The sequence below is a fragment of the Rhodococcus sp. MT28 genome (assembly GCF_058792695.1).
In genome coordinates this window covers 1-13278 of record NZ_JBXAFD010000034.1, presented here as the reverse complement: position 1 = coordinate 13278, position 13278 = coordinate 1, and the positions used below count along the sequence as shown (strand labels likewise).

The following is a 13278-nucleotide window of genomic DNA, read 5'->3' as shown; positions in this document are numbered from 1 at the left end:
CCGCAAGCTACCGACCCACATCGACCCCACCCCTTCAGACCTGCACCATTCGGCATTTAGTTCAGTCAACGGGGCCTTGCCCTTGGTGCAGTCCCGTTCGTAGCCGGGCACCTTCGGGAGCTTGTCGACGACGGTCAGCTCCGCGATCAGCTCGTCGATCTCCAGGACGGGCACCGCCGGGTCGAGTGATGCCGGTGTGGTCACCGGAGACGCGGCAGCGGTGCGGAAGGAATCAGCTTCGGTGACCGCGAAGGCACCGAGCGGCACCAGGACCGCGGCGGCGGCGGCGAGGACGCCTCGAATGGGCGTGATCATCGCAGCCCCTCCCCTGCTGCAACGGCCGGCAAAGACTGCACGGCTTGGTTGCGCAGCAGGTTTCGGTCGATCGCACCGCTGCTCAGCGCGTCCGGGCGGTGGCCGAGGTGGAACAGGCCCTTGGCGTGAGGGCAGGGGTAGACGGACATGCCCTTCTCGCCGGGGTGACGTTTGCGGACGGTCTTGGCGTCGCTGCGGGAGTGGTAGCCGCGGTGTCTGCACCTGTCGCACCAGGTCCAACGGGCGGCGGGGTTGTGGGCTTTCGGGCTCATGCAGCGCGTCCGATCTGGAGGTTCAGCCAGTCCGAGAGCCACTGAATGGCGCTGCGGCCGGCGTTGTCGACGACGAGGGCGTTGTAGTTGGTGTGGGCGCCGGAGGTGAAGAAGTTGGCGGCGGAGAGCCCTTCACCGACCAGCGAGACGAGGTCTTCGGCGCCTTGGGACTGGGACAGCTTGGTCAGCGAGTTCGACAGCTTCGGCAGGTCCAGGTTCTCGGCCTGGGTCGTGATGCTGGTCGAGATGGCGTTCGTCTGCTTGCCGAGCAGCTCGGGCGAGGACTTGGTGGCTTTGCCGGAGAGCATGTTCATCGCCACGGACGCGAGATCGAGACCGACCGGGACGAGGCCGGTCATGGCCGCGCCCGCGCCGAGCGGATCGGGAAGCTGTCCGGGAGGAGGCAGCAGCTTCTCGACGGCGGCCCAGGCGATTTCCTGGATCTGGCCGACGATGTTGGCGAGCCGGATGACATCGACGTTCGCCAGGATCGACGCCACGAGAGCGGCAATCTGGGTTCCGCCAGAGGGATCGGGGATGACCGCGAGCACCTGCGAAGCCCACTTCAGGTCCACGGCCGCGGCCATCTTCACCAACGGGGCGAACTGGTTGTTGAGCTGGCCGGCGATCTCGTGTGCACCGCGCGCGTCGAGCGCCGCGACCTTCTGCGGCAACAGTGCCAGGTTGTTGAGGATCCCCGGCATGTCGAGCGAGGTCACACCCGTGGCCACGTTGAGGACCTGGTTGACCACCACGGTCGGCTTGAGCACCGACAGCACGCTGGTGGCCGAGGTGAGGGCATCGGCGGGGGTCGATGCGATCGGGGCGACCTGGCCGCCCAGGAGGTCGGCGGCCTTCGACAGCGTCTGCACCTCCGCCGAGGTTGCCGGCAGCTCGAGTGCGTCACCGCCGGTCAGCTTGTTCGCTGTACCCGCGAGCTTCGTGGCGGTGTCCAGCGCGCTGGTGAGGTCGGACTGCCCTGCGTTGGTGAGGACTTCGGAGGCGGCATGCTCGGCGGTTCCGGCGGGAGCGGCGGCGAGCTGGCCGTTCGCGGCCGGGTTCGCGGCACCGGAGTCGATCAGATCCGCGAGCGGTGCGAGGGTCTGCGCGATCGACGTCGCGGTGGAGGCGATTTGCTTGATGTCGACGGACGGCTGCGCGAGCTGTTGACCGAGGGCGGCGACGTTCGACCCCAGTGCGGGCAGATCGGCGTCGGCAAAGTTCGATGTCAGCGCGTCGGCGAGCTGACTGTTTCCGCCTGTCGTTGCGTCCGTGGTTGCCCCGCTGGGGCTCTTGCTCAGGATCGAACCGAGGGAGCCGAGCAGCGGGCTCGCGCCCTTCTCGATCGAGCAGTACAGGTCGCCCGGGTCGCAGATCGTGGCCACGCGGCCCGACAGTGTCCCCATCCCCTGCGGCCGCGGGTCCGCGATGCCCTGACCGGAGGTTCGGGGGCCGACGACCGCCGAGCCCTTCGTGCCGGTGCCCGGGTCGGCGAGGAGACCGACGGCGAGCACTCGACTCGCATCGACGGGGCCCTTGTCGTTGCCGATGTTCGCGGCCACGTCACCAGCGGCGTCGGCGCCCTGCGAGTAGCCGATGATGGTGAACTTCGTTCTGGGGCACGAGTCCCCGACCTTCTCGAGCACCGTCTCTGCCTTGGTGACGGCGTCGGCCTTGCTGTCTGCGTAGGTGTGTCCGTTGTCGAACGCCCGAGCCATGTACGGCAGCGTGTAGACCTCGGCCTGGCGGCCATGCTCGGCCTTCAGGGCGTCCGCGACGGGCTTGAGCATGCCGACCGGCACGCTGGAGTCGGCGTTCTCGCTGGTCTCCCAGGTGCCCGGGATGAACAGGTTGAACGTCGCGGCGCAGCTCGTCGGGGCGGAGTTGGCGATCGCGGGTGCGGTGAGCAGAGACGCGCTACCAGTGACGGCCGCGGCAGCGAGCAGCGCGACCGGGCGGCAGGTTCTCGATCGTCTGACTGGCATTGGCACCTCGATTACCGGAAGGGACACAGGCGTCTAACCGTCACCTATTTCGGTGTTGTGCCTCAACGGGGTGTCCCCCTGATTTCGGGCCGGTCGACAGGCACTGACCAGCGGAAACAGGATTCCGGAATCGGGTTGTCGCGATGGACACGACGAGGGCCGCCCGCCCCCGGTCGTGCGGGGTCGAGCGGCCCTCGTGGGGTGATTAGTGCCAGGTGACGTCGAGCTTGTCGATGGCGTCGAAGTGGAATCCGAACTGGTTGCCGTAGTGGTCGAACCCCTTGTTCTCGGGGTAGTCCATCGTGGCGTGGCGTTCGAGGATCGCCACGACGCGGGCTTGGTCGTCGTCGGCCAGGGCGGCGGCCAGAGCCTGGGACTCCTCGGCGCTGAACGGGGTGTCGGAGTTCGCGAAGTCCAGTGTGCGGGTGCGGAAGTCGTACCCGGTTTCGTCGCCGTTGCGGACGTGCACGCGGCCGGTGACCTGGATGGTGGCGATCTTCGATGTCCCGTCGGGCTTGAGCACCCCGGCCTTCTGCATGGTGTCCTTCGCCTTCGCGGCCTTGAGCTTGGACTTCGCGTCGTTGCGCAACTCGTTGGTCTCGCCCGACTGGTACCGCCGCACCGACGACGGGCTGCGGCCGATCTTTTTCGCGACCGCGTTGACGCCGCCGAGTCGTTCGATCGCGGCGCGGCGCTGCGCCAGCTCGGTGATCTCGGGGCTGGGGATGCGGCCCTGCTGCGCCCAGCGGCGCAGCGTCCGGTCGGACGGCGGCGTCTTCCCGGCGTCGATCGCGGCCTGTCGCAATCCGTCGTTGCCGATCTCGCCACGCAACTGCTTGACCGACACCTTCGAGGTCAGACCGGACAGACCGCTACTGGTCTCCTGGGACTTCGCCACGCCGGCGGCCGCGGCGGAAGCGACCTTGACCTTCATGCCGTCGAGCCCGGTCGTCTTCTGCGGCATCGACTTCGACCGCGGCTTGGGCAGGTGCAGTGCCATCTACTCCCCCTCCTCGTCGGTGTCGGTGTCGGTGTCGTAGGCCGCGGCGATCGCGAGCCGGATCTCGTGGGGGGTCTCGGCGAGCAGGAACGACAGGATCCCCTCGGTGGTCAGTTCGACGTGCTTCTCCAGGGTCATCTTGCCCAGGGCGTCGCTGTCGTCGGCGATGTTCTCACCGTCGCTGAGCAGGTAGACCCACGAGTCTGTCATGGTGCGGATCGGCCAGCGGCCGGTCTCGCTGGCGATGCGCATCGCGACCCGGCGGCCACGCCACCGGCAGTGCGCCATGATCGCCGCGCGCCACAGCGGCTGGTGGTGGTGCTGCATCCGGGTGGCAGTCCACATGTCGGGGTTGACCATTCGCCCGACGTAGCCCTTGTAGCAGGCCCCGAGGAACCGCTTCATGGCCACATCACCGGACTCGACCGCCACGGCGCGGGCGTCGCGCAGGACCTTGGCCCACTTGTCCAGGGCCCGCCCCTGCTCCTCGTAGACCCACGCCTCGGTCACGGCGAGGTCGTCGACGTCCAGGCCCATGCCGCCGTCGACGATCGGCGCGCACAGCCCTTCCAGGCTGACGGTGGTGATCCAGGTGGTCACCGGCTGGTCCTCGAGCATCGCCGGGTGCGGCAGCGGCAGCTTCTCCGGGAGCGCGTACTGGCCGGCAGCGGGCAGGGTCACGCGCCAGATCCCGAACGCCGGCTTGTCCTCGCGGGCGGCGGCCGCGGCATCGTCACCGAGCAGGTTCCGAGACTTGCCGTAGCCGAGCGAGAGCATCCCGGCCGAGGCCAGGTAGGCGGCGCGCTGGTCGATCGTGACCAGATGCGAGAAGTTGAAGAGGTCATCGGAATCCGGCATCCGGGACCAGCCAGCGGCCGGTTCCAGGTCACCGCGCGGCGCGTCGTCGATCGGCGGGAGCGGCCCCGCGGTGGTGACGACGATGCCCTTTCCGGTCTTGATGCGCTCGCGGCGGATCTTGTCCAGGATCGCGGCGCCGGTGCGCGCGGGTGTCGGTCCGGGCAGGGTGTCGAGGTGCTTGGCGGACCAGGACAAACGGCGGCCCAGCTCGCGGGCGGCCGGCAGGTCGTCGTCGGGCAGGTAGGTGCCGGCGGTCGGGTTGCCAAGGATGCCCATGTCGCCGATCCTGTTGCCCCAACCGAAGTCCTTGTTCCAGTACGTCCACACGTAGGGCTCGAGGATCAGGTCGACCATCTGGGTGGCCTTGCCGATCTGACGGGACAGGTGCACGACGAAACCGGGGTCTCCGCGCAGCTCCCACCCAGCGGCGAGCAGCGGCGCCAGTGTCGCGGTGATCGCTGCGGTCAGCTCGTCGGCGGCGCGCTGGCGGAGCTGTTCGAGGTCGTCGACATCGTCCTCGCTGCCCGGGTCGATCGTCCAGCCGAGAAGCCCGCAGGAGTCGACGCCGACGAACCACACCTGCGCGGTGAGCCCGAGCGGGGTCAGCGCCGCCCACTGAATGAGCTTGTCCAGCTTCTCGATCGAGTCGACCGGTCCGGTCAGCCGGGCGCCGGACGGGCTGTACGTCGCAGCTGCGGTGACGATGATCGCGTGGCCATCGGCATCGTCACTCACGGGCAGCGACTCCCACGGTCGCTGCTCCCCCGCGGATCCGTCAGCGCCGGTGGTCGGTTCGGGAGTGGTCATCAGTTGTTCACCAGCTCTCGAATCTCGTCGAGGTCCTGGTTCTCCTCGAGGTCGGGCAGCGGAGGCATGTCGAATCCGGCAGCGAGCGCCCTCTTCTCTGCACTCCGGTAGCGGCGCATCGCGGTGCTGGGAGCCACCTTCCCGGTCTCCGCTGCGATCGCCGCCCACGACAGGTGCTGCTGGGTGATCTTCATGCGCGCGGTCGCCTTGACGATCTGGTCGAGGTCGGAGTTGTCGATGAAGGCCAGGAGTGCGTCCGTGGTCTGTTCCGGTCCCTCCGACTCGATGGTTGCGGACTGGGGCGCAACGACGTCCGCACCGGTGTCGAGCGGCGCAACGACACCCGGGACGTCCGCAACGTCCAGCGCAATAGCTGCATCACGCGGCGCAAAGGACTGCGCAACGTGCGCAACGTCGTCAGCGGCGGGCATCAGATCGAACGTCTCGACGGACGGGTGAACGGCAGCCTCGGCGAGTTCGTCCGTCTCCGCCTGTCCGGTCATTGCGGCGACGGAGAACAACTCAGGGGCCGGGCCCGTGGGGGCCGGCGCAACTGATGCGGTGACCAGCGCAACGGGTTCCGGCGTTGCATCCTCGGTTGCGATGGCGGAGTTCACGAGCTCGTTGTACTCGGCGTAGGCCGTGCCGATCGCCTTGATGAGGATGCCGATTCCGTGGGTGAACGCCAGGACCAGCAGCGGCGGGATGATGGCGATGAGCGCGGCGCCGGTCGGCGTGAGGGGCGTGGTCCCGATGTCGATGCCGGCTGCCACGTTGCGTGCAGCCTCCTCGGCTGCCTTGTAGGCGTGGTACGCGTTGCCCGCAACGCTGATGCACACCACCGAGACCAGCAGCCAGATGAAGAACCGCTTGCCCATTGCGCTGCCGTTGATCTTGCTCAGGACCACTGCGGCGATCGTTGCGCCGAGGATTGCGCCATCGACGATCGCCGGGAAGATCCAGGCGAGGTCCACCGGCATCCCGCCCTGGTGCGCCAGGTCGCGCAGGACTGCGAACGACAGAACGAAGGCACCGGTGGTGATGCCGATTGCGATGAGGATCGCGAGGACGACGGCGGCGATGAGCCCATAGAGCTGGATGCGTGCCGCGCGGAGATTAAGGTCGGTCATTGATCGGGGTGTTCCTTCCAGGGTTGTCCCGGTCGCAGAGGCCCTGCCGGGTACCGCCGGTGGGGCCTCGTTGCATCCTGACGTCGGAGGGTGCGGTGTTGCGCAATCACGCAACGGAGCAGGTAGAGGCGTTGCAAGCGCTGTTAGTTCCCATATCTGCACCTATAACCCCTATGGCCCATATGGGCTATAGGTTGATGGTCTGAGCAGGCGGCGGGAACGCCTCACCGTTGTTGAAGTCGGCTTCCAGTCGGGCGCACAGCTGGTCGATCGCGGTGCGGATGAACTGCTGCTGACTGGTGATGCCGGTCCGCGGCCGGGTGTGCTCGAGGGTGGCCACCATGCGGTCCTTCAGGTCCTCGGACAGCGACAGCAGGATGTCCGTCGTCGCCGCCTTCCGCTTCCGCTGGGGCATTGCGGGCTGTTGCGCAACGGTCGAGGGCTGTTGCGCAACAGGCTTGGGCGTTGCGACAGGCTGTTGCGGCTGCGCTGCGGGCTTTGCATCGTCGGCCTTCATGGATTGCGCGGCCTGCTCGAACGTGTTGCGGGGACGACGCGGCGCCTGCCGGGCCGGCTCGGGAATGCCACTCATCAGTGAGCCACCTTCTCCAGGATCTCGGTGAATGTCGCGTGGAGGTTGCGGGCCCAGGCCGGCGACTTGGGGTGCTGATCGAATCCCATGCCGACGGTCGTGAGCTTGGAGATGTCGGCGAGCTGCGGGATGGGATCACCGAGAAGTGCGATGCCGTCCTCGGACGCGTACTCCTTCAGGTAGTCGAGGGTCTTGGCGTGATCACCGCGGCGGCCGTCGACACGGTTGACGACGACACCGGCGATCGGGAGCACCTTGTCCATGTACTGGGCGATGTCCTCGATGGCGTCGCGGATCGCGTCGAGGCCGTCGAGTGCGTCCTGCTCGGGCTGCACGACGATCAGGACGTTGTCGGCTGCGTACAGGGCGCTGCGGGAGACAAGGTCGATGGCCGGGCGGCAGTCGATCAGGATGTGGTCGTAGTCGCCGGTGACCTGCTTGAGGGCGCGTGCGAACGCCATCTCTCCCCCAGCCTTGGTGCCGAGCTGGTCGCTGACGGCCTGCAACTCTCCGAAACCGCTGGGCAGAACGTCGATCTCCTCGCGGCGCGCGCGGACGATCGCGTCCCGGGCCGGCAGGTCGATGCTGCGGTCGAGGACGTCGGCGAGCGAACGCGGTGCAGGCTCCGTCGCCGAGTACCCCGTCAGATGCTTGGTCGAGTTGCCCTGCATGTCGGCATCGACCAGCAGGCAGGACTTGCCGCTGGCAGCCGCAGCATGCGCCAAACCGTTGGCGATAGTCGTCTTTCCGACGCCGCCCTTGAGGTTTGCGATCGCGGTAATCGTCATGACCTCTCCTCTCTGTTTCCCATATGGGCACTTATATTAGCTTATATCTCACTACGTCACCAGTGATAGCGCTAGCTGAAATATGGATAGTTGAGAGAAGTTCATGTAACAGAACATGCCCTTACGGAGGGATAGCTAGCGTCACATGGCGTACCCCCATAGATCGCTAGGTCATGTCACCTGCCCTTTGATCCCGGGATGCAAGCACTGCTCCCGGGCGGCCATATCTGCCGCAAGGACGACAGGGACGGCGTTGCATCGCCAGCGCTGCGTTGCGCAACGGCGCAAAGGCGCTGGTAGGGGCGTTGCACTCGCCGCACGGCCCATATCGGTGCCTATAACCCATATGGGCCGCTGAGCGGCGCCGGCTGAACCGGCAGACGCGGCGAGGGGAGAAGTGCGCAACAGCCCGACGCAACAATCGCACCGGTTGCGCAACGCTCGAACTGATTGCGCAACAGCCCGATGCAACGTCCGATCCGGTTGCGCAACGCGGCGACCGCGACCGCAACGGCCCTCTGGCGCGTTGCGTCTACCGACCGTGAGCGGCCTGCTGCGAACGACCCGCAGATCGCGAAGCGTGCAGATTTGCTCGCGCCGGGCCGGTGACCCGGACCCCGCGGCACACCGAGGCCCGCGCCGACTCCGAGAGATGGACGGACGTGGAGTCACCAGCGGTGACTTGGGCGCGGCCGCTCGCGTTGACGCGAGCGGTGTCGTAGGCGGAGATCACCGCGTCGTCCACGGCCAGGGCGGAGGCCCAGTCACAGACACTGACAACGGCGTGATTCCGGGCGTGCACGGTGCACTGGTCGAAGGCGTGCACCGTGGCCCGGGTGTAGGCGTGCACGGTCACGTGGCCGGTGGCCTCGACGAACGAGGTGTCGGTGGCGACGATCTGAGCGTTAGCCGGCAGGGGAGTGGTCAGGTGGATTCGGACGCTCGATGTGCCCGTGATCCGCAATGTCCAGTCCTGGCCGGAACCGACGAGGTCCTTGTCGGTGAGGTCGATGGTCTCCGCCCCGGTGTTGACGACCACCAACTTCGCGCCGTTCTTCAGCCGGTCCCGAATCGAGTCGGCGTTCCGGGACACCTTGGGCTCGTCCTGCGCCAGGCTCACGAGGACGCGGGGGCGTGTGTTCGGTGACTTGCGGGTCCTCACGTGCAACGCTCCGTCCTTCTCGCTCGTCCCTGCCCCCACGGGCCAGCGGCCCGCGTTCATGGCGCACTCGTTCGGAGCCCTGGTTTGCCGTCGTCGGCTGGTGTCACTATCTCAGGAATGCAGTATGACCAGGCATTACGACACGTCCCCGTCAGGTGATCATCCACGCTGAGCCGCGGCGATCTTCAGGGCCGCGGCTTCTTTCCGGGCAGCCTGATCCGCTGCGTACTGCGCACGGATGGCCTGGCGGTGCGCTGTGGAGGCGGGAGGAGCCTGGACCTCGTTGGTCGCCTCGACGACGGAGCGGCGGGCCCTGACAAGCCTGTAGGCGGTCTCAGAGGGAGACTCGGAGGCTCGCTGGCGGTCGCGGATCTGGCGTTCGGTGGGGGACAGCCCGGACCAGTCGAGCTGTCGGATCCGGAAGGCCACCAGTCGCAGCGGCGAGGTCATCGACTCACTCGTAGGCCAGGTCCAGCCTCGGGTGGTGCCGTCGAGGGTGAGGGCCTGGGCGATGTCGCGGCCCATCCACCGATCGGTGTCGATCCCAGCCTCGACCAGCAGGTCGCAGATCGAGCCGATGTGTCCGCGTCGCTGACCGGTCAGGTCGTCGATGCCGACGGTGCCACGTAGTGCGGGGATGCGCTCGACCAGCTCGGCAGCCGCTCGCTGAAGTGCCAGGGATCGCACCGGGGTGGTGGTTGTGGAGATTTCCTCGCCCGTGCGCGCTCGCGCGTGCGTCAGGGAGTTGTTCCTAACGGAACAAGAAGAACCAAGAAAACCACTAGGGGATTGGGGTGCGGAACCCTTGGAGCTGCGGGAAGGCGACGAGTCCCGACGAGTTGCGGGGGCGGTGTTCCGGATAGCGCGTGCCGGTCGACGTCGCGGGCGCCGATTCGGCCGGACCTTCTTCTCCGGCATCGGCATAGCGTCGACGGCCCACTGGGGTGCAGACAGAGCCCAGACGCTCGCAGCGCCGCGCTGGGGCCGGAGAGGGGCCTGCCCGTGGATCTGCTCGTGGTGACGGGCCGCGGCCTCCCGCTCGAGTCCGTTGAGCTTCTTTCCTCGGGCCTGCTCGACGCCCAGCTCGAGCATCTTGAGCACCCGGCGGCACCGCTTGATCTGGTCCACGGACAGTCCGGACCGGCTGACGAGGGTGTCCAGGCATGCGGATACACGCCGGCCGGTGGCCGACTCGGCGAACTGGGCGTGCGCGACGCAGCCACGGACGAACGTCTCTGCGGCGATGCCGTGGCGCTTGAGGGCCGCCTGGCCGCGCTCGGTGCGGGTGACGACCCACTCGACCAGCGTCAGCCAGTAGCTGCGGCTGTGCCACGTCAGGACACGCGTCGAGGCGCCGGGAGCGATCGGCAACGAGAACCCGCGCGCGCCGGCGGGCTGGGCTTCCAGCAGTTCGGCGATCGTGGCTTCGGCTTCGATCTCGGCCGGGTCGAGATGTGCTTGTGCCGCCTCGCGCTCGGCGACGGCCGCGACGGCAGCCGCGACGAGCGCCTCCCACTCGTCGTCCGTGAACGGCTGGGGGAGGGCAGAGTCGGTGCCGCTGACCTCGGACGACACGCCGGAGGTCGCGGAAATCTGGACAGTTGAGCTGTTTTCAGGGTGTGCGCTACCCTGAGACGTACCTGTCACGGTAAGTCCCTTCGGGGAAGCAGTAATCGAGTCGCGGAAGCTCCAACTTCCTGAACTCACCCAGAGCGCGATCGTCCTGCCAGACGATCTCCCTCAGCCGGGAAGGATCTTCTTGATCCTTCCGATGGGCCTTCTGATGAAAACCCACCCCCACCTGGGGGCTTGCTCTTTTTTGGGCTAAATCACTGCACTATGGAATTGGTGTCTAGCTGCTGAGGTAACTCGGTCCGGTTACTCAGTCACACGCGTCTCTCCCGTCAATTTGGCCCACTTCAGCACCCCATATCTCACCACGGTCACGGCCACCGATCTCGGAGGCACGCACGCGAGCTGGACCTGGGCGAAGTGGGTCATGCGCGCACTCGGCCTTTTGGCAGGACGATCGACTGCGCGAAGGTGGCGACCTGGTCGATCTGCTCGACCGAGGCCGTGATGGCGCTCCAGACGAGCGCGAGAGCGCGGGTCTGCGCCGTCTCCAGGCCGGTGTGGGCGAGAACCTTGACGGCTCCCCGCTGCTCTGGCGTGGCTGTTCGAGCGGCCGTCGCACGGCACGCCGCAGCTACCTGACCAGCCGCGATCTGCGGGAACGAGGGAATGACCGAGACCAGGCCACACGCCGGGTCCGCGTAGAGATCAGCGAACCAACGCCACCTGTCCACTGCGGGAAAAGCGTCGCTGGCAGGCGGTTCGACAACACCACGCGCGATGGCGTGGAGGAGGTCGTAGCCCGATCGCTGTGTCATGCGGCCACGCCCGGAAAGAGAGCGAGCTGGCTGCCGATCGCGGGGACCGGAGCCGGACGCTGCCGCTGCTGCTGCTTCTTCTTCGCCTTGCCGCGGTAGTTGGCGAAGGCGTCGATGTTCTTGTGGGCGATCTCCTCGCCTTCTGTGGTGAAGAGTCGACCGGCCTGGATCTGCGCCGAGATCTTTTCCCCCGCCACGAGCCGGGCGTCGAGATCTGCGCTGCACTGAGCAAGCAGCGGGCAAAGCGAGCACGCGGCGATCGCTCGCTTCCACGGCGTAGGCGCACTGCCCTGGATGGTCCATCCCTCGCCCTTTCCCGCGCACAGGCCCTGGCCGGCGCGCGGCTGGGTCACATGCGCTCGGCCTCGGACCTCGAGTTCGGCCATGACGCGGCGGCTCGTCGGGCAGGACTGGACCCGGCCGGAGTAGACGAAGCCGCACCGCTGGCACCGTCCCTCGCCTGCGTGCTGGCGAGCCAAGGCGCGCAGATCCGACGTGGTGTAGCTGGCCAGGTGCGGGTTCTGCGCTCGAGACCGGGAGTTGCTGGAGGAAAGCTCCCTCAGAGCGTCCGCGACGGACGGGCACAACGGCTGCTTCTTGGTGTAGACGAACGCGCAGGTCGCGCAGGATGTGCCGTCGTGATTCGGAAGATGGGTGGCCAAGACCTCGCGGTGAGGCCCGTTTGCCACTCGAACATGGCCATCAACCTTCGTGTGGCCAATATCGGGACTGTCCATAGCTAGGCGTACAGCAGTAGCGCCAACTAACGTGTTCATTTGCAGGCTCCATATCTGCAATCGAGATCCAATGGGCGGCCAACCCGTTGGTCTCATGGCTTGACCGGCTGCGGCTAACAGTCGGCTGGCTCAGACGGTCCCCTGGCTGCGGCTAACAGCTGGGGGACCGTTTCGTTCAACTCATGCGATCCACACCCCTTGCGCTGCCGCATCTATAGCTCTATAGATAAGAATATTGGTATGTGCGCATCGTAGCGAGGGGATTGCACAGTGTCTAGCGATGACACCGATAACTTTCCTGGTAAGGCTCAGTCCGTGACGCGAAGAGTGATGCGTGGGTTCCAACCCGACCTGCTCGCAAAGGCGCGAGGCGAGGCGCGCATCTCGCAGCGTGAACTCGCCCGCCTGGCTCGGCTGAATGGCGAGACGGTCCGGCGCTGGGAACTGGGGGACTCGTCGCCCCAGGTGGACATGCTGGCCAGAGTTGTCGCGGTACTCGGCGGAACCATTGCCGACGTCGTCGTGGTGCCCGAGGAGGAGCGGTACCCCGGAGACTGGCGTGTTCTGCGGGGCCTGACGCAGCCGATGCTCGGAGCCGCAGCCGGCATCACCACCGCGATCGTCGGTGGCGTCGAGCGTGGCGAGATTCCCCTGTCGGACAGGGTGGCGACGAAACTCTCCGAAGCGCTGGGCATTTCCGAGGCTGAACTGCGAGCGAGCTACGACCGAGTGCGCAACAGGCCGGCCGGTCAATCCGCGTAGCGCGCGACCATTAATGGTCGACGGGCGCATGGTGTGAGCGGCGCGCATGGGCTGACTCCGATTCCGGGTAGCGGGAAGCAGACCTCACGATTTTCGTGGGCCTTCTGCTTCCAGCCAGGAGACGCTCACCGACCGGCGCGTACACGGAAAGAGAAAACTCCCCCCCCCGAGTGAGAAAGAACATAACCGCGCTAATCAAGCAGAGGCAAGCGTCAAGGCGGGCTCTGTGGCGTGGGACACATAACGGAACCCGGCTGGCCGATTTGCCCCGCCTGTGCTGCGCAGATCCCGTCCTGATGTGGCTTCATAGATGCGGAACAGCTCCAATACGCTGGCTCGCATGACTATTCAGGGGACGTGGATTGCGGTCGACAGAATCGGCACCAACTACGGAGAAGACGTCTTCATTCATTCCGCGGGTGGGGCACGGGTGGCGAGGCCGCTGAACCGCGCGAAGATCGGCCTCGACAAGAAGGGGGA

12 protein-coding genes and 1 pseudogene are annotated in these 13278 nt (G+C 66.9%); 1 reads left to right on the top strand and 12 read right to left on the bottom strand.

Going from position 1 to position 13278, the window contains the following annotated elements; translation table 11 throughout:
* The 12 genes and pseudogenes from AC1Q6C_RS32805 to AC1Q6C_RS32750 form a co-directional block, all read right to left on the bottom strand.
* Positions 1-315 (bottom strand): annotated as a pseudogene (locus AC1Q6C_RS32805) (hypothetical protein); the annotation flags it as partial.
* Positions 312-587: a hypothetical protein gene (locus tag AC1Q6C_RS32800; RefSeq protein ID WP_161121767.1), complete on the bottom strand. Its 276-nt coding sequence runs from the start codon at positions 585-587 to the stop codon at positions 312-314. The pseudogene AC1Q6C_RS32805 and the gene AC1Q6C_RS32800, both read right to left, overlap by 4 nt.
* Positions 584-2572: a cutinase family protein gene (locus AC1Q6C_RS32795; protein WP_161121766.1), complete on the bottom strand. Its 1989-nt coding sequence runs from the start codon at positions 2570-2572 to the stop codon at positions 584-586. Before AC1Q6C_RS32795 ends, AC1Q6C_RS32800 begins: the two co-directional genes overlap by 4 nt.
* A gap of 205 nt (positions 2573-2777) precedes the next feature.
* Positions 2778-3572, bottom strand: a complete 795-nt coding sequence (locus tag AC1Q6C_RS32790; RefSeq protein ID WP_161121765.1) for a hypothetical protein — start codon at positions 3570-3572, stop codon at positions 2778-2780.
* Positions 3573-5237: a hypothetical protein gene (locus tag AC1Q6C_RS32785; protein WP_245219881.1), complete on the bottom strand. Its 1665-nt coding sequence runs from the start codon at positions 5235-5237 to the stop codon at positions 3573-3575.
* Positions 5237-6367, bottom strand: a complete 1131-nt coding sequence (locus AC1Q6C_RS32780; RefSeq protein WP_161121764.1) for a DUF2637 domain-containing protein — start codon at positions 6365-6367, stop codon at positions 5237-5239. The genes AC1Q6C_RS32785 and AC1Q6C_RS32780 overlap by 1 nt, the downstream gene beginning before the upstream one ends.
* A gap of 187 nt (positions 6368-6554) precedes the next feature.
* Positions 6555-6959, bottom strand: a complete 405-nt coding sequence (locus AC1Q6C_RS32775; protein WP_245219883.1) for a ParB family protein — start codon at positions 6957-6959, stop codon at positions 6555-6557.
* The gene (locus AC1Q6C_RS32770) at positions 6959-7747 is read right to left on the bottom strand and encodes a ParA family protein (RefSeq protein WP_161121763.1); all 789 of its coding nucleotides are present in this window, start codon (positions 7745-7747) and stop codon (positions 6959-6961) included. The genes AC1Q6C_RS32775 and AC1Q6C_RS32770 overlap by 1 nt, the downstream gene beginning before the upstream one ends.
* Positions 7748-8279: 532 nt before the next feature.
* Positions 8280-8969 carry a hypothetical protein gene (locus AC1Q6C_RS32765; RefSeq protein WP_245219885.1) on the bottom strand — a complete coding sequence of 230 codons (690 nt, stop codon included), beginning with the start codon at positions 8967-8969 and terminating at the stop codon, positions 8280-8282.
* A gap of 99 nt (positions 8970-9068) precedes the next feature.
* Positions 9069-10556 carry a hypothetical protein gene (locus AC1Q6C_RS32760; protein ID WP_161121762.1) on the bottom strand — a complete coding sequence of 496 codons (1488 nt, stop codon included), beginning with the start codon at positions 10554-10556 and terminating at the stop codon, positions 9069-9071.
* 350 nt (positions 10557-10906) lie between these two features.
* Positions 10907-11299 (bottom strand): hypothetical protein, encoded by a 393-nt coding sequence (locus tag AC1Q6C_RS32755; RefSeq protein WP_202427402.1) that lies wholly within the window; start codon positions 11297-11299, stop codon positions 10907-10909.
* Entirely contained in the window at positions 11296-12075 is a 780-nt protein-coding gene (locus AC1Q6C_RS32750; RefSeq protein WP_245219887.1) for a hypothetical protein, read from the bottom strand. The genes AC1Q6C_RS32755 and AC1Q6C_RS32750 overlap by 4 nt, the downstream gene beginning before the upstream one ends.
* A gap of 291 nt (positions 12076-12366) precedes the next feature.
* On the opposite strand from AC1Q6C_RS32750, the gene AC1Q6C_RS32745 reads away from it, so the two are divergent.
* Positions 12367-12798, top strand: a complete 432-nt coding sequence (locus AC1Q6C_RS32745; protein ID WP_161121773.1) for a helix-turn-helix transcriptional regulator — start codon at positions 12367-12369, stop codon at positions 12796-12798.
* Positions 12799-13278: the final 480 nt, after the last annotated feature.

What these genes read in the sequence shown, in the direction of transcription:
- AC1Q6C_RS32800 (WP_161121767.1), bottom strand. Translation starts at nt 587, where the DNA reads ATGAGCCCGAAAGCCCACAACCCCGCCGCCCGTTGGACCTGGTGCGAC.
- AC1Q6C_RS32765 (WP_245219885.1), bottom strand. Translation starts at nt 8,969, where the DNA reads ATGAACGCGGGCCGCTGGCCCGTGGGGGCAGGGACGAGCGAGAAGGAC.
- AC1Q6C_RS32785 (WP_245219881.1), bottom strand. Translation starts at nt 5,237, where the DNA reads ATGACCACTCCCGAACCGACCACCGGCGCTGACGGATCCGCGGGGGAG.
- AC1Q6C_RS32790 (WP_161121765.1), bottom strand. Translation starts at nt 3,572, where the DNA reads ATGGCACTGCACCTGCCCAAGCCGCGGTCGAAGTCGATGCCGCAGAAG.
- AC1Q6C_RS32775 (WP_245219883.1), bottom strand. Translation starts at nt 6,959, where the DNA reads ATGAGTGGCATTCCCGAGCCGGCCCGGCAGGCGCCGCGTCGTCCCCGC.
- AC1Q6C_RS32755 (WP_202427402.1), bottom strand. Translation starts at nt 11,299, where the DNA reads ATGACACAGCGATCGGGCTACGACCTCCTCCACGCCATCGCGCGTGGT.
- AC1Q6C_RS32795 (WP_161121766.1), bottom strand. Translation starts at nt 2,572, where the DNA reads ATGCCAGTCAGACGATCGAGAACCTGCCGCCCGGTCGCGCTGCTCGCT.
- AC1Q6C_RS32745 (WP_161121773.1), top strand. Translation starts at nt 12,367, where the DNA reads ATGCGTGGGTTCCAACCCGACCTGCTCGCAAAGGCGCGAGGCGAGGCG.
- AC1Q6C_RS32750 (WP_245219887.1), bottom strand. Translation starts at nt 12,075, where the DNA reads ATGAACACGTTAGTTGGCGCTACTGCTGTACGCCTAGCTATGGACAGT.
- AC1Q6C_RS32770 (WP_161121763.1), bottom strand. Translation starts at nt 7,747, where the DNA reads ATGACGATTACCGCGATCGCAAACCTCAAGGGCGGCGTCGGAAAGACG.
- AC1Q6C_RS32780 (WP_161121764.1), bottom strand. Translation starts at nt 6,367, where the DNA reads ATGACCGACCTTAATCTCCGCGCGGCACGCATCCAGCTCTATGGGCTC.